The 25,951-nt window shown below is 45.8% G+C and carries 26 protein-coding genes; 6 read left to right on the forward strand and 20 right to left on the reverse strand.

Going from position 1 to position 25,951, the window contains the following annotated elements; all coding sequences use genetic code 11:
* Positions 1-14 precede the first annotated feature (14 nt).
* The 3 genes from KNQ12_RS03710 to KNQ12_RS03720 all read right to left on the reverse strand — a co-directional run bounded on the left by KNQ12_RS03710 (position 15) and on the right by KNQ12_RS03720 (position 5,063).
* On the reverse strand, positions 15-3,449 hold the full coding sequence (locus tag KNQ12_RS03710; protein ID WP_214746406.1) for a pyruvate carboxylase: 3,435 nt from the start codon (positions 3,447-3,449) through the stop codon (positions 15-17).
* A complete protein-coding gene (locus tag KNQ12_RS03715) occupies positions 3,442-4,713 on the reverse strand; it encodes an FtsW/RodA/SpoVE family cell cycle protein (RefSeq protein WP_035396702.1) in 1,272 nt (423 codons plus the stop codon). The genes KNQ12_RS03710 and KNQ12_RS03715 overlap by 8 nt, the downstream gene beginning before the upstream one ends.
* 71 nt (positions 4,714-4,784) lie before the next feature.
* Positions 4,785-5,063: an Fpa/YlaN family protein gene (locus tag KNQ12_RS03720; protein ID WP_023468835.1), complete on the reverse strand. Its 279-nt coding sequence runs from the start codon at positions 5,061-5,063 to the stop codon at positions 4,785-4,787.
* A 123-nt stretch (positions 5,064-5,186) separates the two neighbouring features.
* Here KNQ12_RS03720 and KNQ12_RS03725 point away from each other — a divergent pair, with 123 nt between their 5' ends.
* Positions 5,187-5,648 carry a hypothetical protein gene (locus KNQ12_RS03725; protein ID WP_023468836.1) on the forward strand — a complete coding sequence of 154 codons (462 nt, stop codon included), beginning with the start codon at positions 5,187-5,189 and terminating at the stop codon, positions 5,646-5,648.
* A 39-nt stretch (positions 5,649-5,687) separates the two neighbouring features.
* Here KNQ12_RS03725 and KNQ12_RS03730 read toward each other — a convergent pair whose 3' ends face one another.
* Positions 5,688-7,004: a PhoH family protein gene (locus KNQ12_RS03730; protein ID WP_023468837.1), complete on the reverse strand. Its 1,317-nt coding sequence runs from the start codon at positions 7,002-7,004 to the stop codon at positions 5,688-5,690.
* 40 nt (positions 7,005-7,044) lie between these two features.
* The gene (locus KNQ12_RS03735; protein ID WP_214746409.1) at positions 7,045-7,497 is read right to left on the reverse strand and encodes a PNPOx family protein; all 453 of its coding nucleotides are present in this window, start codon (positions 7,495-7,497) and stop codon (positions 7,045-7,047) included.
* 117 nt (positions 7,498-7,614) lie between these two features.
* Between KNQ12_RS03735 and KNQ12_RS03740 the strand changes: the two genes are divergently transcribed.
* On the forward strand, positions 7,615-7,818 hold the full coding sequence (locus KNQ12_RS03740) for a YlaI family protein (protein WP_023468839.1): 204 nt from the start codon (positions 7,615-7,617) through the stop codon (positions 7,816-7,818).
* Between the two features lie 43 nt (positions 7,819-7,861).
* On the opposite strand, the gene KNQ12_RS03745 is transcribed toward KNQ12_RS03740, so the two are convergent.
* The 3 genes from KNQ12_RS03745 to typA all read right to left on the reverse strand — a co-directional run bounded on the left by KNQ12_RS03745 (position 7,862) and on the right by typA (position 11,308).
* Entirely contained in the window at positions 7,862-8,959 is a 1,098-nt protein-coding gene (locus tag KNQ12_RS03745) for a PQQ-dependent sugar dehydrogenase (RefSeq protein ID WP_023468840.1), read from the reverse strand.
* Positions 8,960-9,080: 121 nt separating this feature from the next.
* A complete protein-coding gene (locus tag KNQ12_RS03750) occupies positions 9,081-9,434 on the reverse strand; it encodes a YlaH-like family protein (RefSeq protein ID WP_023468841.1) in 354 nt (117 codons plus the stop codon).
* Positions 9,435-9,460: 26 nt separating this feature from the next.
* A complete protein-coding gene (gene typA / locus KNQ12_RS03755) occupies positions 9,461-11,308 on the reverse strand; it encodes a translational GTPase TypA (protein ID WP_023468842.1) in 1,848 nt (615 codons plus the stop codon).
* 185 nt (positions 11,309-11,493) lie between these two features.
* Between typA and KNQ12_RS03760 the strand changes: the two genes are divergently transcribed.
* Positions 11,494-11,664, forward strand: coding sequence for a DUF5325 family protein (locus KNQ12_RS03760; RefSeq protein ID WP_158581850.1), 171 nt, complete (start codon positions 11,494-11,496; stop codon positions 11,662-11,664).
* Positions 11,665-11,705: 41 nt separating this feature from the next.
* Here the strand turns inward: KNQ12_RS03760 and KNQ12_RS03765 are convergent, their stop codons facing one another.
* The 3 genes from KNQ12_RS03765 to KNQ12_RS03775 all read right to left on the reverse strand — a co-directional run bounded on the left by KNQ12_RS03765 (position 11,706) and on the right by KNQ12_RS03775 (position 13,359).
* The gene (locus KNQ12_RS03765; protein WP_214746412.1) at positions 11,706-12,491 is read right to left on the reverse strand and encodes an inositol monophosphatase family protein; all 786 of its coding nucleotides are present in this window, start codon (positions 12,489-12,491) and stop codon (positions 11,706-11,708) included.
* A gap of 124 nt (positions 12,492-12,615) precedes the next feature.
* Complete coding sequence (locus tag KNQ12_RS03770; RefSeq protein ID WP_023468845.1) at positions 12,616-12,804, reverse strand: hypothetical protein; 189 nt, start codon at positions 12,802-12,804, stop codon at positions 12,616-12,618.
* Between the two features lie 282 nt (positions 12,805-13,086).
* Positions 13,087-13,359 carry a UPF0223 family protein gene (locus tag KNQ12_RS03775; protein ID WP_214746415.1) on the reverse strand — a complete coding sequence of 91 codons (273 nt, stop codon included), beginning with the start codon at positions 13,357-13,359 and terminating at the stop codon, positions 13,087-13,089.
* A gap of 132 nt (positions 13,360-13,491) precedes the next feature.
* Here KNQ12_RS03775 and KNQ12_RS03780 point away from each other — a divergent pair, with 132 nt between their 5' ends.
* Positions 13,492-14,979 (forward strand): aminotransferase class I/II-fold pyridoxal phosphate-dependent enzyme, encoded by a 1,488-nt coding sequence (locus KNQ12_RS03780; protein ID WP_035406702.1) that lies wholly within the window; start codon positions 13,492-13,494, stop codon positions 14,977-14,979.
* Between the two features lie 53 nt (positions 14,980-15,032).
* Here the strand turns inward: KNQ12_RS03780 and KNQ12_RS03785 are convergent, their stop codons facing one another.
* From KNQ12_RS03785 to pdhA, 5 genes are all read right to left on the reverse strand, one after another.
* A complete protein-coding gene (locus KNQ12_RS03785) occupies positions 15,033-15,338 on the reverse strand; it encodes an SAV0927 family protein (RefSeq protein WP_050677551.1) in 306 nt (101 codons plus the stop codon).
* Positions 15,339-15,447: 109 nt separating this feature from the next.
* Entirely contained in the window at positions 15,448-16,860 is a 1,413-nt protein-coding gene (gene lpdA, locus KNQ12_RS03790) for a dihydrolipoyl dehydrogenase (protein ID WP_064299598.1), read from the reverse strand.
* 3 nt (positions 16,861-16,863) lie between these two features.
* Positions 16,864-18,156 carry a dihydrolipoamide acetyltransferase family protein gene (locus KNQ12_RS03795; protein WP_023468850.1) on the reverse strand — a complete coding sequence of 431 codons (1,293 nt, stop codon included), beginning with the start codon at positions 18,154-18,156 and terminating at the stop codon, positions 16,864-16,866.
* A 101-nt stretch (positions 18,157-18,257) separates the two neighbouring features.
* Positions 18,258-19,235, reverse strand: coding sequence for an alpha-ketoacid dehydrogenase subunit beta (locus KNQ12_RS03800; protein ID WP_023468851.1), 978 nt, complete (start codon positions 19,233-19,235; stop codon positions 18,258-18,260).
* Positions 19,236-19,238: 3 nt separating this feature from the next.
* Entirely contained in the window at positions 19,239-20,321 is a 1,083-nt protein-coding gene (pdhA, locus tag KNQ12_RS03805) for a pyruvate dehydrogenase (acetyl-transferring) E1 component subunit alpha (RefSeq protein ID WP_023468852.1), read from the reverse strand.
* 377 nt (positions 20,322-20,698) lie between these two features.
* On the opposite strand from pdhA, the gene def reads away from it, so the two are divergent.
* Complete coding sequence (def, locus tag KNQ12_RS03810; RefSeq protein ID WP_214746417.1) at positions 20,699-21,238, forward strand: peptide deformylase; 540 nt, start codon at positions 20,699-20,701, stop codon at positions 21,236-21,238.
* 45 nt (positions 21,239-21,283) lie between these two features.
* Here def and rnjA read toward each other — a convergent pair whose 3' ends face one another.
* Positions 21,284-22,951 (reverse strand): ribonuclease J1, encoded by a 1,668-nt coding sequence (gene rnjA / locus KNQ12_RS03815; RefSeq protein WP_214746419.1) that lies wholly within the window; start codon positions 22,949-22,951, stop codon positions 21,284-21,286.
* Positions 22,948-23,163, reverse strand: coding sequence for a DNA-dependent RNA polymerase subunit epsilon (locus KNQ12_RS03820; RefSeq protein ID WP_023468855.1), 216 nt, complete (start codon positions 23,161-23,163; stop codon positions 22,948-22,950). The genes rnjA and KNQ12_RS03820 overlap by 4 nt, the downstream gene beginning before the upstream one ends.
* A gap of 173 nt (positions 23,164-23,336) precedes the next feature.
* Here KNQ12_RS03820 and KNQ12_RS03825 point away from each other — a divergent pair, with 173 nt between their 5' ends.
* Positions 23,337-24,113 carry a Cof-type HAD-IIB family hydrolase gene (locus KNQ12_RS03825; protein ID WP_023468856.1) on the forward strand — a complete coding sequence of 259 codons (777 nt, stop codon included), beginning with the start codon at positions 23,337-23,339 and terminating at the stop codon, positions 24,111-24,113.
* 38 nt (positions 24,114-24,151) lie between these two features.
* On the opposite strand, the gene KNQ12_RS03830 is transcribed toward KNQ12_RS03825, so the two are convergent.
* Together KNQ12_RS03830 and KNQ12_RS03835 are read right to left on the reverse strand one after the other, a co-directional pair.
* Positions 24,152-24,820: a potassium channel family protein gene (locus KNQ12_RS03830; protein ID WP_023468857.1), complete on the reverse strand. Its 669-nt coding sequence runs from the start codon at positions 24,818-24,820 to the stop codon at positions 24,152-24,154.
* 104 nt (positions 24,821-24,924) lie between these two features.
* On the reverse strand, positions 24,925-25,947 hold the full coding sequence (locus tag KNQ12_RS03835) for a cytochrome d ubiquinol oxidase subunit II (RefSeq protein ID WP_023468858.1): 1,023 nt from the start codon (positions 25,945-25,947) through the stop codon (positions 24,925-24,927).
* Positions 25,948-25,951 lie beyond the last annotated feature (4 nt).

Below are 25,951 nucleotides of genomic sequence, written 5' to 3' on the forward strand. Positions count from 1 at the left end.
TTTTCGTTGTGACCTTATACGAATTCAATCAGTAAGTCTTGACTCGCGATGGCTTCGCCTTCCTTGACGTGGACGGCTTTGATTTCACCGTCTTCCGGTGCTTGGATCGTCGTTTCCATCTTCATCGCTTCCGTGACGAGGAGTTGCTCTCCTTTACGGACACGTGTACCCGTCTCGACGAGCACCTTCAGCACACTCCCCGGCATTGATGCACCGATTTGTTTCGCATTGCTTCGATCTGCTTTTGGACGACTTGATGAACTTTCCTTAATACTGATGTCTTTGACTTCGACTTCACGAGGAACACCGTTCATCTCATAATAGATCGTCCGCATACCATGATCGTCTGGCTGACCGATTTGAATCAACTTAAGGTAGAGTGTCTTGCCTCGTTCGATTTCAACCTCGATCGTCTCCCCTAGACGCATTCCATGGAAGAACGTATTCGTATCAAGAACAGAGATATCGCCATATCGCGCGACATACGAACTGTAGTCCATGAAGACTTTTGGATAGAGCGCGTAAGCGAGTGCATCAAATTCTGTAACGGGACGTTCAAGTTTTTCGAACAACTCATGTTTGATCGCATCAAAATTGAGTGGTTCCATCAACTTACCTGGACGTTCTGTCAGCGGAGCAGCTCCCTTGAGAATAGCCTGTTGAACGTCTTGCGGGAAACCATCTGGTGGTGTTCCGAGCTCCCCTTTCATCAGTTCGACGACTGAATCCGGGAAATCAAGTCCACTTGCACGGTGCAAGACATCCTCTTCTGTCAGATGATGTTGAACCATGAAGAGTGCCATGTCTCCAACGACTTTTGACGATGGTGTGACTTTGACGATATCGCCAAACAGCATATTGACACGCGCATACATCTCTTTGACTTCAGACCAACGATCCGCAAGTCCAACCGCTTTTGCTTGTTGCTGTAAGTTCGAATACTGTCCACCCGGCATCTCATGGTCGTAGACCGTTGGATTCGGTGCGATCATATCGAGTTCGAATGCTTGATACAGATGACGCACGTCCTGCCAATAATCCGAAATCTGTTCAAACTTCTGTGCTGATACGAGCGGTTGACGTGGATGACCACTTAAGGCATGAATCAAGCTACCACCCGCTGGCTGACTCGTCAGTCCCGACATGCTTGATGCGGCGACGTCTACGACGTCGACACCTGCATCGATCGCACGCGCATACGTATAAATCCCGTTCCCACTCGCATCGTGTGTGTGGAGATGGATCGGTAGCGATACCACATCTTTAAGTGCTGATACGAGCGCATAGGCTGCTTCCGGTTTCAAGAGACCCGCCATATCCTTGATGGCAATGATATGAGCGCCGCTTTCTTCCAGTTGTTTCGCCAGATTGACGTAATACGGCAGGTGATATTTCGGTCGATTCGCATCGAATAGATCCCCTGTGTAACAGACAGCTGCTTCCGCGATTTTACCTGTCGGCAAGACCGCATCGATCGCAAGTTGGATTGACTCCGGGTTGTTCAAGCTATCGAAGATTCGGAAAACGTCGACTCCTGCCTGCGCCGCTTCCTTAACGAACGTGTGAATGACATTGTCCGGATAGTTTTTGTAACCAACGCCGTTCGCACCACGAAGCAACATTTGAATGAGGACGTTCGGCATCTTTTCACGTAATTTCATCAGACGAACCCATGGATCCTCCGATAAGAATCGGTAGGCGACATCAAATGTCGCGCCTCCCCATGCTTCGACAGAGAACAGTTCAGGTAGCAGTTTCGCTTCCGCCTCTGCAATCGCAACGAGATCCTTCGTCCGCATCCGCGTCGCAAGGAGCGACTGATGGGCATCACGGAATGTCGTATCTGTCAACAAAACGTTCTCCTGAGCTGCTAACCATTTTGCGACGGCTTCTGGACCTTCCGCATCGAGAATCGCTTTTGCACCTGGTATATAGTGTGTCGGGAGATTTTTCGGAATCCGGACGTCGCGTGCAAGCGGCTTGTCCAATTTTCCGATTCCCGGGAATCCATTGACGGAAACCTCTCCGATGTACGTCAAAAGTTTCGTTCCACGGTCTTGACGTTTCGGGAAAATGAATAATTCTTGTGTATCATCAATGAATGATGTGTTGTAATCCCCGCTGACGAACGCATGGTGCTTCAAGACGTTGCTCAAGAATGGAATATTTGTCTTGATTCCACGGATTCGGAATTCACTTAAATTTCGACGCATCTTCGCGACGGCTTGGTCGTATGTCAAACCATGCGTCGAGATTTTAACAAGCAACGAGTCATAATATGGTGAGATTTCCGCTCCAACATAAGCATTTCCACCATCGAGACGTACACCAAAACCACCTGGTGAACGATAGGCTTTAATTTTCCCTGTATCCGGCAAGAAGCCGTTTTCCGGATCTTCTGACGTGATTCGGCTTTGGATCGCAAAACCAAGCATCTTAATGTCTTCTTGTTGCGGAATACCAACGAGGTCGCTATGTAACGATTCGCCTTCAGCAACACGGATTTGTGTCTGGACGATATCAACGCCTGTGATCATCTCCGTAATCGTGTGCTCGACTTGGACACGTGGGTTGACCTCGATGAAGTAGAACGATTCATCTTGTGTCACGAGAAATTCGACCGTACCCGCATTTTCGTATCCGACATGTTTCATCAACGTGACGGCTGCGTCACAAATCTTTTGTCGACCTTCGTCTGATAGCGTCACACACGGCGCCACTTCGACGACTTTTTGGTGACGACGCTGTACGGAACAATCACGTTCAAACAAATGAATGATGTTCCCATGGGCGTCACCGATGATTTGAACTTCGATATGTTTTGGTCGTTCAATTAATTTTTCGACGTAAATCTCATCCGAACCAAACGCTTTTAAGGCTTCAGATTTCGCACGTTCGATCATGTCTGGGAGCTCTTCTTCTGTCCGGACGACACGCATACCGCGTCCACCACCGCCAAGCGATGCTTTGACCATGAGTGGATAGCCTGCTTCTTTTGCGAACGCATATGCTTCATCAATGGATGAGATCGGACCATCCGTTCCTGGAATGACAGGAAGACCGGCCTCAATCGCTGTCGTTCGTGCCCGTACTTTATCCCCGAACTTATACAGATGCTCTTCTTGCGGTCCGATGAAGATGATTCCTTCTTCACGACAACGTTTGGCTAGCTCAATATTCTCAGAGAGGAATCCATAACCAGGATGGATTGCATCACATTCGGCTTTTTTCGCTGTTGCAATGATATCTTCAATATCGAGATAGGCTTCGATTGGTTTTTTCCCTTCTCCGATCCGGTACGCTTCATCGGCTTTATAGCGATGAAGAGAACCCATATCCTCTCGCGAATAAATGGCAACGGTACGAATACCGAGTTCTGTCGCTGCACGGAAAACGCGAATCGCGATCTCCCCGCGGTTTGCTACGAGAATCTTCTGGATTTTAGTCAACTGATGCTCCCCCTTTAGTTAATGAGCTTGTGGCACTCATCGAACGTGCAGTCCGCACTTCTTTCTGATAAGCCACTCGATATTTGTTTTGCATGGAAATGTTCGCCATTACACCAAGCATCGTACTCATGACGAGTAACGATGACCCACCGTAACTGATGAATGGCAAGGTGACGCCGGTTCCTGGAAAGAGACCAGACATCGCCGCGATATTGATACATGTCTGAATGAAGATAATACCTGAAATCCCAAGCGCAAGCATACTCGAATAAATAGAAACACACCGGTTAGCGATAATCGCCCCTTGAATCATCAAGTAGAACAGTAGACCAAGCACGACGAGGACACCGACGAATCCAAGTTCCTCCGAGATGATCGACATGATGTAGTCAGTTTCAGGTTCAGGCAAATAACCATACTTCTGAAAGCTATTCCCGAGACCTACTCCGAATAATCCCCCGTGTGCAATCGATATGACGGAGTTGATGAGCTGATATCCCTTACCTTCTGCGTCAAGGAAGGGATTCAAACTTGCCTGAATCCGTTGCATCTGATTATCCGAAAAGTTGTTCCAGGCATACATGAAGATGATTGGTACGGTGACGACACATAACATGATGTAACCACTCGGTAATCCAACTGCGAATAAAATCATCGCCGTGATGAGCAACAGAATGAACAATCCGCCGTCATCCGGTTGCATGCGAATGATGATTGCGTATGGTGCCAGTAACACAACCATCGGAATCAAAATCCAGTCCGAGAAACTAAGTAAAATTCTTCGGCCTGGAGACGTCGCTTTGATTTGACGATGGATGAAGTGGTGGACGATCCCAATCACGCCGTCCATCTTCCCTTTGTGCTTTTGATCAAAATAACTTGCAAGTCCGACGACGAGGACGAATTTACAGAGCTCGATCGGTTGAATCAAGAAGATACCGAAGTTCAGCCATGCACGAGCACCATTGAGTGGAGCCGAAAACAACGTTGCCATTAACATCAACCATGTAATCGCGTACAAGAGTAAGCGAATAACCGGTCCACGGAACACCTCATGATTTACTTGCGAAACGAAAAGGAACAAGGCGATCGCCATCGCATCAAACATCAACTGCTTCTCAAAGAAGGACGTATTCGCATAATCCCCACCGTTCCACACGCTCGCACTATAGACCATGACCGTACTGATCGCCATGAGGATGAGCATCGTAAAGAAGAGACCATAGTCAAAAAATGCTCGTTTTTCTTTAAACTTCGCTAACATATGTACACGTCCTTTTTTCATTTTCTAAAAAAAAAATACCCAAACGCCGCATTTCACGTTTGAGTAGAAAATCAGCACGTCTCCGCATCATGTAAATCAGATAATTGCTGTTCAAGTGATTCGAGTAATTGTTTCCCCTCACCCGCATCAATCAGTTCAAGACGTACCGCAAAATCAATCTGACGGGATAATCCGAACATTTGTGTATCCAATACTTCCTCGTAAAGAGGACATTGTGGCATCGTTAAATTCGCAAGCTGGACCTCGATCAACCGGCGGATTTTTTGTGCATCCGCTTCTAGTAGCTCAAGAGCGCGCTGGCGATGAACTGTCTCGATTTCAGTTGACAATCCAATCCCTCCTCATCAAATGACGCGTTCCTGTTATAGCTAAACTTTACCTTACTTTCGCCAACAATTCAACGTTTCGGTATAATGGATTTGTTGGACTTACACATTTAGGGGGTAGAACAAATGATTTTTCCGATTAACGGTAAAGTACGGCATCAGTTGACGATTGATCCGACAGTCTGGATCTTTGATGAACGAAAGGTGGAAATCGAGAAAATCGGTCAACCAGCCGACACAAGTGAACAAGAAGCGTACTACGCGAAAATGGGGGCTGCGTGGGATAAAGGCATCATGGAAGGCAGTCGTACGGATCACAATCGTCCGATGACACGTGCTGAAAAAGAAGCCGCGCTTCAAGGGTCATTCGCCATGGCGCTTGCACCGTTCATCCGGAATGCCGAACTTTTACCAGATGCGATTGCCATTCGTTTTGAAGGCGAAGAAACGGTTGAACTTCCACTTGAGCAACTCGACGAAGTGTATCTGCAGTTCTCACAAGACGGCAAAGTATTAGCAGATGGACCCGTTCATCTGTTACACGGACAACGGATCGTCAAATCCGTTCATACGGTTACCGTCATATAAGGAAAACGTGGTGCGCCTGAATAGACGCACCACGTTTTTTCATAGTAAATCGGCTGCGAGGCGCGCCAAGTTCGAGCGCTCCCCTTTGACGAGTTTGACGTGTCCCGTCATCTTCTCATTTTTAAGTCGTTCTACGGCGTAGGATAAACCATTGGAATACTCATCTAGATACGGATGATCAATCTGTTGTGGATCCCCGACTAACACGATTTTCGAGTTTTCACCGACACGTGTCAAAATCGTCTTGACTTCATGTTTCGTCAAATTCTGCGCTTCATCGATGATGATGAATTGTCCCGGCATACTGCGTCCCCGGATATACGTTAAAGCTTCCAGTTGAATCGTCTTCATTCCGGCGAGAATGTTACCTAGTTCGTCTCCCGATCCCGTATTGAAAAGGTGTTCAAGGTTATCGTAGATGGGTTGCATCCACGGACGAAGCTTCTCTTCCATTTCACCTGGCAAGTAGCCGATATCGTTTCCCATCGGTACGACCGGACGAGCAACGACCAGTTTTTTATATTTATGCTCGTCTTCCACTTGCAGGAGACCCGCAGCGAGTGCAAGTAACGTTTTTCCGGTACCTGCCTTACCAACGAGTGTCACAAGTGGTACATCGTCACGTAATAATAACTCAAATGCCATCCGTTGTTGGACGTTTCGTGGAATGACGCCCCAGACTTGATCGACATCGATCGAAAGTGCCCGAATGATTGGCAGGTTCTGATCAACGACGGCGATGGCTGAAGCTTTCGACATGTTACTTTTTAAGATGACGAACTCATTCGGTTGCACTTTTTCTGGCAAGACATCCACCGAAAGCCGTTTGTCCTGATAGAAGGCATCAATATATTCCTGATCGACGGTCACTTCGATGAATCCTGTATAAAGACCGGTCAAATCAGCGATATGATCTGTCATATAATCTTCAGCGACTAATCCATACGCATCCGCTTTGACGCGGACTAAGATATCTTTTGAGACGAGAATGACATCTCGTGGGGTCGCTTCGGTTTGTTGTTCCTGATGAATCGACCACGCCAGTTCAATGATCTTATTATCGTTCGATTCATGCGTAAACGGCGAACCTTCATGAATGGAGTCCCCAATATCGACGCGAAGAATACCGCCATTTCCGAGTGGCACTCCAGCATGAAGCTGACCCGTTTCTCGTAATTGGTCTAAAATGCGAGCTGTTTCTCGTGCATTACGTCCAACCTCATCCATGTTGCGTTTTTTTCCATCTAGTTCTTCTAATACGATCGCTGGTATGACGACGTCGTGCTCCTGGAATTGGAAAAGAGAAAGTGGATCGTGAAGCATGACATTAGTATCAAGTACGTATATTTTTTTCATTCCATCGTTCGCCCCTTTAGAGTCGAGTTTGTGATGAATGTTACGCTTTTAGGATGCGATGAACGAGTTGATCCAACCGTTCAGCTGCCTGTTCATCGTATGTTTTTTCGATAGTTGGTCGTTGTGTGACCGCTGCTCCGTAAAACAAGATGTCACGTACCTCCTCAACGCGTCCCTCATAAAAAGCGAGTGGCAACGGAAGGTCTTCTTGCGGCGTAAACGCCTTGACGTCCGTACACGTTAAGCTGTACGTCGATTGATCTGCAAAAAAGATCAATGTGAAGACCGGATGTTCTCGTAATGTTTTAACGAGATGAGAATCTGCTTCGATTGTAAAACGAACCGTTTGCGAATCCGTCGCATGTACCCAACTGATTGCGTGTGTGATGGGCCAATGTTTGGATTGATCATGCGTAATCAAAAAAACAAGTGGTAATTGCGATAGTGCTTTTAGTTGTTCTGAGTTGAGCTGTTGTTCAACTTTATTTGCCATGACATCACCCCCTCTACGACTTAGTGATGATATTTCGAGATATACTTCTCGTTTCCCTTTTTTACATCTGAATAATCTTCTAATATGATATACTAAGAAAAAAAGGGAGGACCTGGCATGCGAGTGAAATGTACGATTTGCGATAAGCGTGAAACGATTGATGATTGGTCCTTCACGGCGAAGCGATTACGCAATAAACCTGTTCGTGTCCACATTTGTGATGAATGTCGATCACGCATAGAAGAACGGACACTTGAACGCCACGCTTCTGGGCAATTCCATCTATACCCGACTTGGGAAACGAAACGAAAACACTGGTAAACAAAAGGTCTGCGGGGAAGTTCCCTGACAGACCTTTTATTGTTCATCGATTGATACGAACGAGTCGATCATCATCTGCCGATGGATTCCCTCTTCCGTCCGTATTATTTGTAATATAGTAAATCGATGTCTCGTCAATCCAGACATCTCGAATCCGACCTTGATTTTCGACGATTGTCTTGACTTGCTTCGTTTCTAGATCGATGGTTTGTAATCGTTGTCCGACAAGTGTTGCAAAATAAAGTATATTCTCTGCCGTTGCAACTCCACTTGGTGCTACAGATTGTTCTCCTACTTCGTACCACGGCGTCACCAGTCCATCTGCTTGTTCTTTCCCTTCAATCGTCGGCCATCCATAATTCTTTTGCTCGATTCGGTTGATTTCATCATGCCCACTTTGCCCATGTTCACTTGCATACAGTTGATCATCGACGAAAACAAGTCCTTGTGGATTCCGATGACCGAGACTGTAGACATATCCTTTTTGATTCCCCTCGAACGGTTTCCCTTCAGATGTGATGCGTAAAATCTTTCCTGCCAATGAATCAATGTCTTGCGCTAGTTCGGGATTCGCTGCGTCTCCTGCTGTGACGTAGAGTGCGCCCTCAGGTCCCCACTCCAGTCGTCCCCCGTTATGAATCGTCGCTCCGGGAATATCATCGAGTAAGACACGTTCTTCCGTCCACTGATCACCCTCTTCTTTTATCGCAATGACGCGATTCGTCGCTTGTCCTTGTTTGGCGTACGTATGGTAGACGTATGCTGTCTGATTGTCCTTAAAATCAGGATCAAGTACCATCCCAAGCAATCCACCTTCTCCTTCAGCGAGGACATCCTCTTTCAGCTGAAGGCGCATCCGTTCATAATCATCTTTTTCTCCTTTGACAATCGTTCCTTCTCGTTCCGTGATGTAAAATACCTCTCCTTCTCGGACAATATTCCACGGAGCGTTTAGTTCTTTAAATACGACACCTTCTTGTGCTTGAGATGATTGCGTCGCTTCTTGATCACCTGAATCCTGTTGATTGTTTTCTTGTGTCGTCTGATTCGTTTCCTCTGTTGACGATTCTTCTGACGTTTGTGTACAACCCATCAGAATACCCGCTAACAGGAGGGGCGATATGACATACTTGATCTTCAATGTTTTCTCCCCCTTTTAGTATTCTAGTTCCCGCTACGCTTTAAATCATGCATCTGAATTGGCTCAAAAAAAGAACGAACCTCCGAAGAGATTCGTTCTTTTGATTCATGACATGCTTCCGTCAAGAAGCTGTCCGTTCACGTTCACGCTTGACCATCCACATCCGGAAGCGATAAATACCAAGTACGAAGACCATCGCTAAGAGTACTTCAGGAATCGGCCATGTCCAGAAGACAAGCGTCAATGCTGCCGAGAAGACGGCGAGCAAGAGATAGACGATCAGTGATTTCCACCATGCTAGTTCCTTAGCAAATCCTAACTTAAAGACGACAAGTGTCAAGATGACGACAGTGATCATTAAAGGATAAAATCCCGCTTCGATGTTATTCGGATCACTTCCGATACCGAGAAGTTTCGCGATGAACGGAATATCGTATTTCGAGAAATCAGAAGCAACGGCAGCTTGTGCATTCATTGCCAGTCCCCCTATTCGTTCAAGACTTAATCTTTACCTAGACGACGACGTTTTTCTTGCTTTTCACGTTCGTTCTTATTCAAGACTTGTTTACGGAGACGAACCGATTGTGGTGTGATTTCACAGTACTCATCTTCGTTCAAGAATGTCAACGACTCTTCAAGTGAGAAGACACGTGGACGTTTAAGAACGTTCGTTGAATCTTTTGCAGATGCACGCATGTTCGTTAATTGTTTTGCTTTAACGACGTTGACAGCGAGATCGACATCACGGTTACATTCGCCGATGATCATACCTTCGTATACTTCAATACCAGGCTCGATGAAGATCGTTCCGCGGTCTTCAAGAGCTGAGATCGCGTAAGCAGTTGCTTTACCTGTTTCGATCGAGACCATAACTCCACTACGACGTCCACCAATATCCGCTTGGATGAACGGACGGTATTCTTCGAATGTGTGGTTCATGATTCCGTATCCGCGTGTAGCAGAAAGGAATTCGTTACGGTAACCGATCAAACCACGTGAAGGAACGATGAATTCCATTTTTGTTTGACCGTTGTCCATTGTTTGCATGTTCGTCAATTCACCTTTGCGGAGACCGATCGATTCCATGACAGAACCTGTGTACTCTTCTGGTGTATCGATGACGACGCGTTCGAATGGCTCGACTTTGACGCCTTCTTCTTCTTTGATGATTACTTGCGGTTTCGATACTTGAATTTCGTATCCTTCACGGCGCATGTTTTCGATCAAGATCCCGAGGTGAAGTTCCCCACGACCAGAAACGATCCAGCGGTCCGGTGAGTCTGTGTTTTCGATGCGAAGTGAAACGTCTGTTTCGAGTTCTTTTTCAAGACGCTCTTCGATTTTACGTGAAGTAACGAGATCCCCTTCACGACCAGCGAATGGCGAGTTGTTGACGATGAATGTCATTTGAAGCGTTGGCTCATCGATACGTAATAATGGGAGTGGATCAACGTGTGAAGTCGGGCAAACCGTCTCACCGACGTTGATATCTTCCATACCAGCGATCGCAATCAAATCTCCAGCTTTTGCTGTTTCGATTTCGACACGTTTTAGGCCGAAGTAACCGAACAACTTCGTAACACGGAAGTTCTTCGTTGAACCATCAAGTTTTGAAAGCGAAACGCTATCACCAACTTTGATTTCTCCACGGAAGACACGACCGACACCGATCCGTCCGAGGTAGTTATCATAGTCAAGCATCGTCACTTGGAACTGAAGCGGCTCCATTGTGTTATCGACAGGCGCTGGTGTGTGCTCAAGAATTAAATCAAGAACGTTTGTGATTGTATCTTCTTGTTTCTCTAATTCAGGTTCAAATGAACTTGAGCCGTTGACTGCCGATGCATAAACGACTGGGAATTCGAGTTGATCTTCGTCAGCTCCGAGGTCGATCAAGAGATCAACGACTTCGTCGACGACTTCAAGAGGACGGACCATCGGTTTGTCAATTTTGTTGACGACGACGATTGGTTGAAGTCCTTGCTCGAGTGCTTTTTTCAAAACGAAACGTGTTTGTGGCATACAGCCTTCACGTGCATCGACAACGAGGATAACGCCATCAACCATACGCATGATCCGCTCAACTTCTCCACCGAAATCGGCGTGTCCTGGCGTATCAACGATGTTGATGCGTGTGTTCTTGTAATCAATTGCAGTGTTTTTCGCAAGAATCGTGATTCCACGTTCCCGCTCGATGTCATTTGAGTCCATTGCGCGTTCTTCGACTTGTTCGTTCGTACGGAACGTACCAGACTGTTTTAAAAGCTCATCGACTAATGTTGTTTTACCATGGTCAACGTGGGCGATGATCGCAACGTTGCGTAAATCATTTCGTACTAATGTTGTCATAGGTGTGTACCTCTTTCTATTCATTTAAATAAATCTTATCATACTTTCGGTCAACTTTAAGAGTATAGCACAGGTAGAGTCCTAATTGGCAATGACTAAGATTCGACATCAGTCCGAAAGCCTTTTCATTATCCTTCATTCACGCTACACTGTTAACGTACTCACGGGTAGAGGGGGAAAAGAACATGCGCCTGCTATTTTTATTACTCGCCATGCTTGCCGTAGGATCCATGGCAGCCATCGGCATCTTCATCGCGGAACAAAACGTCCCGATGACGATCGCCTCTGTCATCTTGATGATTGTTACGATGGGTGCTGGGTTCGTCTTAAAAGCACGTTTACGAAAACAAGCATGAGCAAAAAGGTTCCTTTCGTTCAAGACGAAAGAAACCTTTTTTCAATCCTCTTGTGTTTGTACGAATGTCAACACATCTTCAACGAACGTCTGGCTCCCTGCTAGCACACTCGTTTGTTCGAGAAATGACATCGATTCACCTGTGATCGTTCCGACACGCCCACCGACCTCTTCAATCAACAACTGACCGGCTGCGTAATCCCAAGGCATATTACGCATTGTGATATACCCGTCAACACGCCCTGCAGCTGTCCATGCGAGTTCGAGTGATGCTGCACCGATTGCTCGTACACCTACCGCGTGTCGTACGAGTGGTGCAAGACGATCCGTATTGATTCGACGATTTGGTGTCACCCAGGTCGCGTTCATACAGATGATTGCTTCTTTAACACTCCGCTCCTTGATTTGTGGTAATCGTATGCCGTTTTGATAAGCACCATGCCCTTTGATGACATGGAACAACTCGTCCGCCATGACATCGTAGACGAATCCATAGCGTAACTCACCATCCACCATAATCGCGATCGAGATGGCAAACATTCGTTTTTGACGGATAAAGTTCATCGTTCCATCAATCGGATCAACGAACCAGATCGTGCCTTCGAGTGTATCAGGTCGAGCGATTCGCCCTTCTTCCCCATAAATATGATGATTCGGATAGCGATCTAAAATACCTTGAATCAATAAATCCTCGACGGCTTGATCAATCTCTGTCACTAAATCGCTTTTTCCGGTTTTTTGTTCGACGTGATACGAACCATCAATTTTTTCGCGAATGTACTTTCCCGCTCGTTTGATCAAATCTATCGCATCCAACTCAATCTGCATTTGAGTTCACTCCTTCATCGTTGTTTCCAGCTTCTTCTATAGTAACAAAAAAAGAAAACCAGCGAACAGTTCGCTGGTTGAAGAGTTGATATTTTATTATAAGGTAGAGATTGGAACGTTGAAATCAAGCTTCAAGACGTACCATCTCTTGACGATATTTTTCGAGGCGCTCTTTACTTGCGCCAACAGCTTCTGCGTCACTTGCCACCATCGCATCGTGTAATGTAGCAAGCTCATAATCGATTTCGAGACGCAATACAGGAATGCGTTTTTCTGCATCTTTTCTCTTGTATGCTTCTATCACTTGTTTCACAGTAACCACACTCCTTCGCGGGATAAACAGAGGTTTAATTTGTCAGACAATTGCGACTTATTAGTGGATTGAATCTATAATAGTACGATTCAACTTAGATGTAAAGCATCTAATTTTAAAAAATACAGTTTCACATATTTGTAAGGCCAACGTCTTGTATGTAGTATATAGCCGCTTCCTTTCCACTTTAAACAAATGTTGATCATTTCCCGCACATTTCCAGTCGGATTAAAAGATAAGACTCCTACGCGATCGCATAGGAGTCTTATCTTCATGATCCAATTATTTCTTCATACGAACAATCGGTTCTTCCTTACGTTTTGCTTGTTGCATCGTCCGATAACTCGAGCAACCGGTCTCTTCCATATAAAACTGATCCCACTGTTTTTCCTCGGATTTCGAGGTGACGATTTGCTTGAATTCACGATACGCTTCGAGCAACCGTTGTCGTTCAACACCTGTCTCATACGCTTGCTCGACTAAATTAAAGAAGTCGATGACTTTCACGATTTCTTCAGTCGACCAATCGGAATTGAGCGGATAATTCAATGCCATCATTCCCACTTCCTTTCTGCACTTTTCTATTTTACACGGAAAAGAAGCATAAAACAGTTGCAACCGTCCGAAAACTTGTTATAGTTAGCTTGTTTGATTGTATTTTTATTCGGTTTTAAGGGGGGAAATCTGGTGCAAACAAAAAGCTTAACACAGCTCGATACACCTTTATTCGATGCGCTACTCGCGCATGCGAAACGTCAACCAATTCAATTTCATATTCCCGGTCATAAAAATGGTCAGGGAATGGATCCAGCCTTTCGATCGTTCATCGGTCAGAATGCGCTCGATATCGATTTAATCAATATCGCTCCCCTTGATGATCTCCATCATCCAAAGGCAATCATTAAGGAAGCTCATCAATTGGCAGCTCAAGCCTTCCACGCCGACGAAACGTTCTTTTCCGTACAAGGAACTTCAACGGCCATCATGGCGATGATCATGAGTGTCGTCGGACCTGATGATAAAATTCTCGTTCCTCGGAACGTGCATAAATCGGTGATGTCAGCTATCGTTCTTTCTGGTGCGCATCCGATTTTCATTCACCCTGAATTCGATGAGACATTCGGAATCGCGCACGGCATCACACCAAGCGCGGTAGAACGTGCCCTTGCACTTCATCCCGATACAAAAGCAGTACTCGTCATCAACCCGACCTATTTCGGCGTTGCTGGTGACTTAGAGAGCATCGTCAAGCTTTCCCATAGTAAAGGTATTCCGGTACTCGTCGACGAAGCACACGGCGTCCATATCGCCTTCCACGAAGATATGCCGTTGTCTGCGATGCAAGCAGGAGCTGATCTTGCCGCAACCAGCGTGCATAAACTCGGTGGGTCACTTACTGGAAGCTCTGTCCTGAACGTTCGTCGCGGTCTTGTCTCTCCGGATAAGGTCCAAGCAGTGCTCTCGATGTTGACGACGACTTCGACATCCTACCTGTTGCTCGCTTCTCTTGACTGCGCACGGCGCCATCTTGCGATCAACGGTGAAGCGATGAATCGTCGGGCACTCGAACTCGCGACACGGATGCGTTTTGGATTAGCGAAGCTTCCTTACCTTGCCGTTTTCGGCGAATCCGATCTCCATTCAAGTGCGACATTCGCTTTTGATCCAACGAAAGTGCTTGTTTCGGTCAAAGGACTTGGTATTTCTGGTCACCTCGTCGAAGAGTTCTTACGCGAAGAACATCGGATCGAAGTTGAACTTTCTGATTTGAACAATATTCTTGTCATCATCACGTCTGGTGACTCGGAAGAGACGATTGACGCCTTCTTACATGCGATGTCATTACTTGTCGCACGTTATCAAAATAATGGTGCCGAAACAACTGATCATTCGATTGTTCTTCCAGACATCCCAGCGCTCGCTCTCAGTCCTCGTGATGCATTCTATGAAGAGACAGAGACGATTCCGTTGGTCGATGCGGTCGGGCGGATTTCAGCTGAATTCATGATGGTATATCCACCTGGTATTCCTATCTTCATCCCAGGCGAAATGATCACGGCAGACAACCTTGCCTATATCAAAGAAAACATCGAAGCCGGTCTTCCGGTTCAAGGTCTTGAGGACCATTCGCTTGAGACGATCAAAGTCATTCAACAATCGAATGCGATTCGTTAAAAATGCAAAAGCAGCCATCCTGAGTAATAAGGATGGCTGCTTTTTTGAACCTTTCATTCGGCGTATTCATCGTTTGGTGAACAAGGAATGAATGCTGCGAGTGCTTCACCGATTACTTCGACATCCTCTCGTTCAATCGCAAATGTACGAACTAAGACCTCTCCATTCAATACATCCTGTTGATCGAGTAACGCTGACTGACCACCTGTTAAACTGACGACGAGTACTTTCCCGAAGAATTGTCCTGTACAGACGACAGCAAAATCATAGCGGGCGAGTGCAGTCGTCCAGCCGACAAAACGAACCTTATCCATCTCCGATACGTAATACAGCTCCTCTAAGGTAGTCACGGATTCCATGTGCGTCCACCCTTTCCGATTTTTACTTTTTCTTTTCCTTTTTTGAATCAAGACCAAACAAAAAACACCTCATACACGGTCGGCTCCCCGTGTATGAGGTGTTTCGATATTATTTAATGATGTGGATTGGGCTACCGATTGCAACTTCAGCAGTTTCCATTGCGATTTCACCGAGTGATGGGTGCGCATGGATTGTGAGTGCGATATCTTCAGCTGTCATACCAGACTCGATTGCGAGTCCCATTTCAGCGATCATATCAGATGCGCCTGTACCAGCGATTTGCGCGCCGATCAAGAGACCATCTGATTTACGAGTGATCATTTTCAAGAAGCCGTCTGGCTCGTTGAGTGCAAGTGCACGACCATTCGCAGCGTAAGGGAATTTAGACGCGATGTAGTCGAGTCCTTCTTCTTTCGCTTGTGCTTCCGTGTAACCGACAGTAGCGAGTTCTGGGTCTGTGAAGACGACCGCTGGAATCGCGCTGTAGTCGAGGTATGCAGGGTGTCCTGCAGCTGCTTCAGCAGCAATTTTAGCTTCGAATGAAGCTTTGTGTGCAAGTGGTGGTCCTGGAACGATATCACCGATTGCGTAGATGTTTTCGTTTGAAGTACGGCACTGATCGTCGATTTCGACAAGACCACGGTCGCTGACTTTGACTTCTGCCATTTCAAGACCAAGATCACCAGTGTTCGGACGGCGACCGACAGTGACGAGGACGTAGTCCGCTTCAACTGTTTGTGCTTCACCGTTGACTTCGAATGTTACTTTAACGCCATCTTCCGACTCTTCCACACTTTGAGCAAGTGCTTCGTTGTGGATTGTGATGTTACCTTTTTGTTTGAGCTTTTTCTTAACGACTTGCGTCATAGCAGGCTCGAAACCAGAAAGGATGTCTTTTGTTCCTTCAAGAATGACGACTTCTGTATCGAAGTTCGCATACGCTGTACCAAGCTCCATCCCGATATATCCACCACCGATGACGATGAGTTTTTTCGGGATTTCAGGAAGGTTCAATGCGCCTGTTGAAGAAAGAACGCGTTTTGACCATTTGAAAGCTGGAAGTTCGATTGGAGTCGAACCTGTCGCGATGATACATTTCTTGAATTTGTAAGGAGTCGAAGAATCTTCGTTGATGATACGGACTGTATCTTCTGATTGGAAGTAAGCTTCCCCAACGACAGTCTCGACTTTGTTCCCTTTAAGAAGACCACTAACGCCGCCAGTCAATTTGTTGACGACAGATTGTTTCCAAGATTGAACTTTCGAGAAATCGACAGTTGCATTCTCAGAAGTGATCCCCATATCGCTTGCACCTTTAGCATGCTGGAAGTTATGACCTGCAGTGATCAAGGCTTTTGATGGGATACATCCAACGTTTAAGCAAACACCACCGACGTTTTCACGTTCAACGATTGTTACTTTCATACCGAGTTGCGCGCCGCGGATTGCAGCAACGTAACCACCAGGGCCAGCCCCGATTACGAGTAAATCTGTTTCTTGTGCGAATTCACCTACTACCATTGCTTATCCCTCCATGATGAGAAGTTGTGGGTCGTTCAATAGGCGTTTAACTAAGTTAAGCGCGTTTTGTGCAGTTGCACCATCGATGAGACGGTGGTCGAAGCTGAATGAAAGTGCAAGAACTGGTGCAGCAACGATTTCGCCGTTTTTAACGACTGCTTTTTCAGCGATACGGCCGATACCGAGGATTGCAACTTCTGGGTGGTTGATGACTGGTGTGAACCACTGACCGCCAGCAGAACCGATGTTAGTGATCGTGATTGATCCGCCTTTCATCTCTTCGCCAGAAAGTTTACCTTCGCGTGCTTTACCAGCAAGGTCGTTGATGTCGTCAGCGAGTGAGAAGATCGATTTACGATCTGCATCTTTAACGACTGGTACGACAAGACCGTTGTCTGTATCTGCAGCGATACCGATGTTGAAGTAGTTTTTGTAGACGATTTCTTCGTTTACATCGTCGATTGATGCGTTGATTGCTGGGTATTTTTTAGCAGCAGCAGTCAATGCTTTTACGACGAACGGAAGGTAAGTCAATTTCGTACCTTGAGCAGCCGCAACTTCTTTGAAGTTTTTACGGAGTGCTACGAGGTTCGTAACATCGACTTCGTCCATGAGTGTTACGTGTGGAGCTGTATGTTTCGAGTTAACCATTGCTTTCGAAATCGCTTTACGGATTCCTTTGATTTTCTCGCGTGTTTCAAGTTCAGGTTGAGCAGCAACGTATGGCTTAACTTCTGTTTTTGGTGCAGAAGCAGCTGCAGCTGGTGCTTTTTCTTCTGTTGCTGGTGCTTCAGAAGTTTGACCACCGTTTGCGAATGCATCGATGTCTTCTTTGACGACACGACCGTTGTCTCCAGAACCTTGGACTTCACGGATGTCGACACCTTTTTCACGTGCATATTTACGGACAGATGGCATCGCGATGACGCGTTCTGATTTATGGATTTGAACCTCGTTTGGTTTGTCTTCCACTTTTTGATCCGTATCTTGAACGTCTTTCGCGTTGTCTTCAGCTTTTGGTTGCTCTGCTTCTTCAGAAGGAGCAGAACCCTCGCCTTCGACTTCGAAAGTGATGAGGACGTCGCCAACGACAGCTACGACACCTTCGTCAACTTTAACTTCTTTAACAGTACCATCAACTGGTGATGGGATTTCAACGACTGCTTTATCGTTTTGTACTTCAAGAAGAACGTCGTCTTCCTTGACAGTGTCGCCCGCTTTTACGAACCACTTTACGATTTCACCTTCATGAATACCCTCACCGATATCCGGCAATTTGAATTCAAATAAACCCATTTGAATATGCCTCCTTTTAGTTCACTCTTCTAGTCGATTGTTATCTGTAAAAACGGAAGCAAGGAGAGAATGGACCCCTCTCCTTATTTTCCGAAATGCTCTTAGAAATTGTAGACAGTTTTGACTTTCTCAACGATATCTTTGTGATCTGGGATCCAGACGTCTTCACCTTGTGCAAATGGGAAGATTGTATCTGGAGCAGCAACACGAAGAATTGGCGCTTCGAGGTCAAGGATTGCACGTTCTTGGATTTCAGTTGCAACCATTGCAGCGATACCCGCTTGTTTTTGTGCTTCTTGAACGACGACGACACGGTTTGTTTTCTTGACAGAAGCAAGAATCGTATCGATATCGATTGGGCTGATTGTCATCAAGTCGATGATTTCGACGCTGATGTTTTCTTTTTCGAGCTCTTCCGCTGCTTTAAGTGAAGCGTGTACCATCGCACCGTAAGTGACGATTGTTACATCTGTACCTTCACGTTTTACATCAGCTTTTCCGAGTTCGATCGTGTAATCGCCCTCTGGCACTTCACCGCGGAATGAACGGTAGAGTTTCATGTGCTCGAGGAATACGACTGGGTCGTTGTCGCGGATTGACGCGATCAAAAGACCTTTTGCATCGTAAGGTGTTGAAGGAATGACAACTTTAAGTCCTGGTGACTGAGCCATGAGTCCTTCGAGGTTATCTGCGTGAAGTTCCGGTGTTTTAACACCGCCACCGAATGGTGAACGGATTGTAACAGGTGCACTGTATGTGCCGCCTGAACGGTAACGGAGACGCGCAAGTTGTGCTGCGACTGAATCGAATACTTCGAATACGAATCCGAAGAATTGGATTTCCATGATTGGACGGAATCCTGTCAGACTGAATCCGACAGCAAGACCACCAATACCTGATTCTGCAAGTGGTGTATCGAAGACGCGGTCTTCGCCGAGCTCATCTTGAAGACCTTCTGTCGCACGGAATACCCCACCGTTTTTACCGACGTCTTCACCGAACAAGAGAACTTGTTCGTCGCGTTTCATCTCGACGCGCATTGCGTCAGTGATCGCTTGGATCATCGTCATTTGTGCCATGGGTTATTTCGACTCCTTTGCTGTATACTCATCAAGCTGCTCTTGCAGGTTTTGTGGAAGCTTCTCAGCCATCACGTTGATGAAATCTGTAACTTTTTGTTTTGGTTCTTTGTCAGCTTGTGCAAGTGCTTCCTTAACGTCAGCTTTAGCTTGCTCGATGACTTCGTTCTCTTTATCTTCGTTCCAAAGACCTTTTGCTTCCATGAAAGCACGGAAACGGACGAGTGGATCTTGTGCTTGATACTCATCATCCATGTCTTTTGTACGGTAACGTGTTGGATCATCACCAGCGAGTGTGTGTGGTCCGTAACGGTAAGTCAATGTTTCGATCAATGTCGGAACACCGTTGAGTGCTTCAACACGCGCTTGTTTCGTAGCTGCGTATACAGCAAGAACGTCCATACCGTCGACTTGGATACCATTGATCCCAGCAGCGACAGCTTTTTGAGCGATTGTTTTCGCCATAGATTGTTTTTCGACAGGTGTCGAGATTGCGAAACGGTTGTTTTGAACGACGAAGATTGCAGGTGCTTTGAAAGCTCCAGCGAAGTTCATACCTTCATAGAAGTCCCCTTGTGAAGAACCACCATCACCTGTGTAAGTGATTGCGACTTGTTCTTTACCGCTTTTCTTAAGACCGAGAGCAACACCAGCCGCTTGAACGATCTGCGCACCGATGATGATTTGTGGCATTAAGACGTTAACACCTTCAGGAATCTTACCACCTGTGATGTGACCGCGTGAGAACAAGAATGCTTTGTAAAGTGGGAAGCCATGGAAGACCATTTGTGGAATATCACGGTATCCAGGAAGAATCCAGTCATCTTTATCCAAAGCGAATTGCGTACCAATCATTGACGCTTCTTGTCCAGCTACTGGAGCGTAGAAACCAAGGCGTCCCTGACGGTTAAGTGAGATTGCACGTTGGTCCCAGATACGTGTGTATACGAGACGGCGCATTAATTCCGTAAGCTCTTCATCCGAGAGGTCTGGCATAGCGTCTTTATTGACGACTTCACCTTTCTCGTCAAGAATGCGGAACGTTTCAAAGTTTTCTTCCACGTTTTTAAACATGTTTACGTTCATCTTTTCACCTCATCCTTTCACTGCGTTCAGCGAAATATTCCTCTGACTGATTTGCCCACATGACAATAGTGTCCAAAAAACGAAGTCCCGTGTGACTATCCTTTGAACATGTGTCTGTGTACCTATTCAGTTGAGTAAACTGTATTATCATGAATCGACACGTTATAGTGTCTTGTTCATTACGTTACAAGTATAAATCTGTAACACCTTAAAATCAAAGGAAATGTTTTATTTTTTTCGCGTTTCACATTGTGAATTCAATCACAAAACTAGAATATTCCATCTTCTGTATCATTCGATATTTTCCTACTGTGTTAGTTGTCATCATTCCCCACTTTCCTATGCTATACTTTTTGTAGACGAAAGGAGTGTTGTTCATGATCACCATGAATGAAATCGTACGCGAAGACGTTCCTGCTCTTCACGAACGGTCAGTAGAAGTGACCTTCCCTCTCAGCGATGAGGATAAGGAAACGATGCGACTCATGCGCGAGTTCCTCGCCAACAGTCAAGATGATGAAATTGCGAAGAAATACGATTTACGAAGCGGCATTGGACTTGCAGCACCACAAATCGGTGTCAACAAGCGCATGTTCGCGATCCGCTTACCGGATGGAGATGATTTATTGGAATTTGGTATCTATAATCCAAAAATCATCAGTCATTCCGTCGAGCAGACCTATTTAACGGGCGGCGAAGGATGTCTGTCCGTCGATCGTGAAGTCGAAGGACATGTACCGCGCTATATGCGTATTACCCTAACTGGCATCGATCATAACGGAAATCCTGTAAAATTACGTTTAAAAGGGATGAAAGCAATCGTCTGCCAGCATGAATATGACCATCTAGATGGCGTCATGTTCTATGATCGGATTGATAAAAAAGAACCCTTCAAGAAATACGGTCCTGCCACGTAATGCAAAAATCCTCGTTTCCGTTTCGGAGACGAGGATTTTTTTGAATCAGACTTCCATGATGATCGGCATGACCATTGGATGACGTTGTGTTTTTTCTGTTAAATACGGTGTGAGCGTATCATTGATGACTTGTTTGATGTCCGTCCATTTCGTATTACGGTTCGCAAGCGATTGATCAAGCGAACGCTTGAGTAGACGTTCAGCATCTTTAATCAAATTACCCGACTCACGCATGTAGACGAAACCACGCGAGATGATGTCCGGTCCAGAGACGAGACGATTCGTCTTCGAGTCAAGCGTCACGACGACGACGACGAGTCCCTCTTCTGAGAGAATACGGCGATCGCGTAAAACGATGTTTCCGATGTCTCCGATTCCTTTTCCATCGACATAAACGGCATTCGCTTGAATCTTCCCAGTGATAGCGGCTGCATTCGCATCTAATGCCAGTACTTCACCGTTATCCATGACGAAGCAGTTCTCTTCCGGTACACCAGCATCCATCGCAAGCGACATATGCTTCTTCAGCATCCGGTATTCCCCGTGAATCGGCATGAAGTATTTCGGATTCAATAGACGTAACATGAGCAACTGCTCTTGTTGACTACCGTGACCTGATGTATGGATATCATTCAGTTTACCGTACATGACATCTGCGCCAGCTTTATATAGCTGATTGATCGTCTTTCCGACAGAAACGACGTTTCCTGGGATTGGGGACGAAGAGAAGATGACGAGATCATCCGGAATGATCGAGATTTGACGATGTGTTCCGTTTGCGATACGGCTAAGTGCAGCCATCGGTTCTCCTTGTGAACCCGTACAAAGGATCGTCAACTCATTTGATTTATAACGTTTCATCTCGTTCGGCTCGATGATCGTACCCTTCGGCGCTTTGATGAAATCAAGTTCTTGACCAATCATCATGACCTTGTCCATGCTACGTCCGAAGACGACGATTTTCCGTCCTGCTTCTACAGAAGCATTGACGACTTGTTGCAGACGATAGATGTTCGACGCAAACGTCGCGAAGATGATCCGTCCTTCCGCTTTACGGAAGATGTCTGAGATCGTTTCCCCAACGACACGTTCACTCATCGTAAACCCTTCCACTTCTGCATTCGTTGAGTCCGATAGAAGACACAATACGCCTTCTTTACCGAGTTCAGCCATTTTCGCTAAATCAGCCGGCTCTCCGACTGGCGTGAAATCGAACTTGAAGTCCCCTGTATGCACGATGTTCCCTTGTGGTGTTTTGACGACGACACCGAACGAGTTCGGAATCGAGTGTGTCGTACGGAAGAACGAGATGCTTGTCTTCCGGAACTTGATGACCGAATCTTCATCGATCTCATGCAGTTCCGCGTCGCGAAGCAAACCATGCTCTTCTAACTTCACCTTGATGAGACCCATCGCAATCTTCCCAGCGTAAATCGGTAAGTTCACTTGTTTAAGCAAGAAAGGCAGACCACCAATGTGATCTTCATGACCGTGTGTGATGAAGACGCCTTTGACCTTATCCTTGTTCTTGATCAAGTACGTGTAATCTGGAATGACATAGTCGATTCCAAGTAATTCATCTTCTGGGAACATGACACCCGCGTCAATGACGATGATCTCATCTTGGAATTGAACGACATACGTGTTCTTCCCGATTTCCCCGAGTCCACCGAGTGCGAAAACGGCGGCCTGATGGTTTTTGACGAACTTCATTCGAACGTCGCAACCTTGAAATCAGGATGTTGTTGTTCGTATGTCAAAAATTCTCCGCTGACTTCGCGGATGAACTCGATGTTGATATCTTTGAGGTGGTCAATCGTTGATCGCACGTCACGAATGCTTTCCCCTTCTACATACATTGTTTCTGTCCGTTCACGAACAGGTGCTTCCGAACGAAGCGGTTGGTAAAATACTTTAAAAATCATGCCTAGCAACTCCTTATCAGTACATTGTTTTTTGTCCTTAGTACAGTATACACGATACATGGACTATTTTTCATCCTTATTCGGCATGTTCCCTTCCGGCAACACGCTTTTGGTTATGCTATACTTTCACATGAACAGGTCATTTCGACCAATTAAAAAGAGAAGGTGAAACCATGGCAAATCAGAAAGTCGTCTTTTTCGATATCGACGGAACCTTATTGCATGATGGTCATTTTGTTCCGGAATCAACAAAACAGGCAATTCGTAAGCTTCAAGAAAATGGTGTCTATGTAGCCCTTGCAACCGGACGCGGACCTGCGATGTTGTCTGGAATCCGTGAACTACTCAACATCGATACGATTATCGGCTATAACGGGCAAATCGTCGTTCATCAAAATGAAATCATCTACAAACGTCCACAACCGAAGACGGATTTAACGCATTTAACGCAACAAGCGAAAGAAAACGGGCATACACTCGTTTATCTTGGCGAAACAAAAGGCTTCACGACGAAATCGAATGACGTTCATGTCGTCGATTCACTCGGGGAGCTTGATATGCCGTTGCCGATTCACGATGAAGAAGCATTCTTATCGCATGATGTTTTCCAAACGCTCGTCTACTGTACGGCTGAAGAAGAGAGCGATTATGTTAAACGCTATGACGCATTTGATTTCATTCGTTGGCACCCACATGCAATGGATGTCATCAATGTCGGTTCTTCGAAAGCAGAAGGGATCAAACAATTCCTGAAATTGACGAATATTCGCCGCGAAGATACCTTTGCATTTGGTGATGCTTTAAACGATCTAGAGATGCTTCGCTACGTCGGAACGGGTATTGCAATGGGCAACGGACTTCCAGAAACGAAAGCTGCCGCTGACTATGTCACGAAACCCATCCTTGAGGACGGTATCGCACACGGATTAAAAGAATTCCAACTCATTTAATTAAGTAAATGTAAAGCTGAGGCGCGCCTCAGCTTTTTTTAGTTCTTCACTTTATGAATCGCACGCTCTAGACGGTCGAGGTCCTCATTTTCACCAATGACGACGAGGTAGTCCCCTTTTTCAATCATTTCGTCAGCTTGTAGAGAAATCAGAACGTTTTCTCCACGTTTAATGGCGACAACGTTCGCTCCGTATTTGCTCCGTAGATCCAGGTCAATCAATGTTTGTTTTGCCATCCGATCACTGACTTTAATTTCAACGATCGAAAATTCTTGAGATAAATCGAGATAGTCAAGAATATTGGAACTCATTAAACCATTTGCAATCCGGACTCCCATATCCCGTTCGGGGTGAACGATAAAATCTGCTCCGATTTTTCGTAATACTTTTTCGTGGTAATCGTTCGTCGCTTTAACGGTGATCGATTGTACCCCAAGCTCTTTTAAGATCAATGTCGTCAAGATGGATGCTTGAATATTTTCCCCGATCGCAACGATGACATGATCGAAGTTTCGGATTCCTAGACTCTTTAAGACGTTCTCATCCGTCGTATCCGCGATGACGGAATGCGTCGCAATTCCCATGAATTCATTGACGCGCTCCTCGTCGGAGTCAATCGCTAAGACATCATAGCCATTTTTCGATAATTCACGGACAATCGAGCCACCAAAGCGTCCTAGTCCAATTACTGCAAACTCTCCATTCATTTTCACAACTCTCCTTCACAATCGCTCTTCCTTAGTAGTGTACCCGATTCAATTTAAAATTACTATAAACGCCCCTGCGATTCGCAGAGGCGTTTATTCATCCATTATTTTGAGGATTTCCCACGTACATAATCGTTATCGAACAAGAAGAGTCGTAAAATCAAGTACAACGCCGGAATCAAGAGTAAGAGTCCGAAGATGAAGACAACGACGAGTGCGGAAGCCATTGTTTCGTTAACGACCGCTTTGTTGATATCGATATATGGATACAAGATATATGGTAAGTGCGTATAACCGTAACCGAACCATGCCACTCCATACTGTAGCATGACCGCGACGAAAGCAATTCCGTAATTCTTCTTCATGTAGACGAGTGTCACCGCAACGAGGAAGAAGATGAAACTAGCAGCGAACCACCACCAGTTCCCGTTTAAGATGTTCTCATAGTGCCATGCCGCTTGATTTTTCAATCCAAAGAAAACGAGTGCACAGACTAGAATCGTTGGACCACTCCAGAAGAGTGCCCATTTACGAATTAGCGGAGTAGCCCCTTCATCCTTCGCTTTATCTGCGTAGAACAAGAGGAACATCGCACTGATATAGAGGACGGATACGATAGCGAGTGCTACGACCGACCAAGAGTAAAAGTTCGTAAATAATTTTGTTCCTAAAAACTCGACTGTTTCATTCGTTTTACGAATGAATCCACCTTGACTGATCGTCAAAGTCGTTGACATCGCCGCCGGAATCAATAGACCAGTTGCTCCATATAAGAACGTATAGAACATGCTGTCGTTTGATCCATAATTGGCAAATGCATAGAAGCTACCACGAATCGCAATTAATACGAGAACGATTGAGGCTGGCACGAGCAGTGCCGTACCGAAATAATAAGCGGTATCCGGGAAGAACCCGACTAGTCCGACGAAGAAGAATACGAAGAAGACATTCGTTACCTCCCACACTGGTGAGAGATAACGAAGAATCAATCGATTCGTTAAATGATCCCGCTTCGTATATTTTGAATAAAAGGCGTAAAATCCAGCACCGAAGTCAATTGAGGCAACGATGAGATATCCGTACAGGAAAGTCCAAAGGACCGTAATTCCTAGTGTTTGAACGTCCAAATCG

The organism is Exiguobacterium sp. s11, from assembly GCF_018619015.1.
Classification (GTDB): Bacteria; Bacillota; Bacilli; order Exiguobacteriales; family Exiguobacteriaceae; genus Exiguobacterium_A; species Exiguobacterium_A indicum.

Bases quoted from the DNA above. Each gene is read 5' to 3' on its own strand.
- pdhA (WP_023468852.1), bottom strand. From the start codon at position 20,321: ATGAACGTAAACATGTTTAAAAACGTGGAAGAAAACTTTGAAACGTTC.
- KNQ12_RS03830 (WP_023468857.1), bottom strand. From the start codon at position 24,820: ATGAATGGAGAGTTTGCAGTAATTGGACTAGGACGCTTTGGTGGCTCG.
- KNQ12_RS03730 (WP_023468837.1), bottom strand. From the start codon at position 7,004: ATGAAAAAAATATACGTACTTGATACTAATGTCATGCTTCACGATCCA.
- lpdA (WP_064299598.1), bottom strand. From the start codon at position 16,860: ATGGTAGTAGGTGAATTCGCACAAGAAACAGATTTACTCGTAATCGGG.
- KNQ12_RS03800 (WP_023468851.1), bottom strand. From the start codon at position 19,235: ATGGCACAAATGACGATGATCCAAGCGATCACTGACGCAATGCGCGTC.
- KNQ12_RS03725 (WP_023468836.1), top strand. From the start codon at position 5,187: ATGATTTTTCCGATTAACGGTAAAGTACGGCATCAGTTGACGATTGAT.
- KNQ12_RS03820 (WP_023468855.1), bottom strand. From the start codon at position 23,163: ATGATTTTTAAAGTATTTTACCAACCGCTTCGTTCGGAAGCACCTGTT.
- KNQ12_RS03825 (WP_023468856.1), top strand. From the start codon at position 23,337: ATGGCAAATCAGAAAGTCGTCTTTTTCGATATCGACGGAACCTTATTG.
- KNQ12_RS03760 (WP_158581850.1), top strand. From the start codon at position 11,494: ATGCGCCTGCTATTTTTATTACTCGCCATGCTTGCCGTAGGATCCATG.
- KNQ12_RS03750 (WP_023468841.1), bottom strand. From the start codon at position 9,434: ATGAATGCACAAGCTGCCGTTGCTTCTGATTTCTCGAAATACGATATT.
- KNQ12_RS03785 (WP_050677551.1), bottom strand. From the start codon at position 15,338: ATGGAATCCGTGACTACCTTAGAGGAGCTGTATTACGTATCGGAGATG.
- KNQ12_RS03765 (WP_214746412.1), bottom strand. From the start codon at position 12,491: ATGCAGATTGAGTTGGATGCGATAGATTTGATCAAACGAGCGGGAAAG.
- KNQ12_RS03740 (WP_023468839.1), top strand. From the start codon at position 7,615: ATGCGAGTGAAATGTACGATTTGCGATAAGCGTGAAACGATTGATGAT.
- def (WP_214746417.1), top strand. From the start codon at position 20,699: ATGATCACCATGAATGAAATCGTACGCGAAGACGTTCCTGCTCTTCAC.
- KNQ12_RS03775 (WP_214746415.1), bottom strand. From the start codon at position 13,359: ATGGCATTGAATTATCCGCTCAATTCCGATTGGTCGACTGAAGAAATC.
- typA (WP_023468842.1), bottom strand. From the start codon at position 11,308: ATGACAACATTAGTACGAAATGATTTACGCAACGTTGCGATCATCGCC.
- rnjA (WP_214746419.1), bottom strand. From the start codon at position 22,951: ATGAAGTTCGTCAAAAACCATCAGGCCGCCGTTTTCGCACTCGGTGGA.
- KNQ12_RS03715 (WP_035396702.1), bottom strand. From the start codon at position 4,713: ATGTTAGCGAAGTTTAAAGAAAAACGAGCATTTTTTGACTATGGTCTC.
- KNQ12_RS03795 (WP_023468850.1), bottom strand. From the start codon at position 18,156: ATGGGTTTATTTGAATTCAAATTGCCGGATATCGGTGAGGGTATTCAT.
- KNQ12_RS03735 (WP_214746409.1), bottom strand. From the start codon at position 7,497: ATGGCAAATAAAGTTGAACAACAGCTCAACTCAGAACAACTAAAAGCA.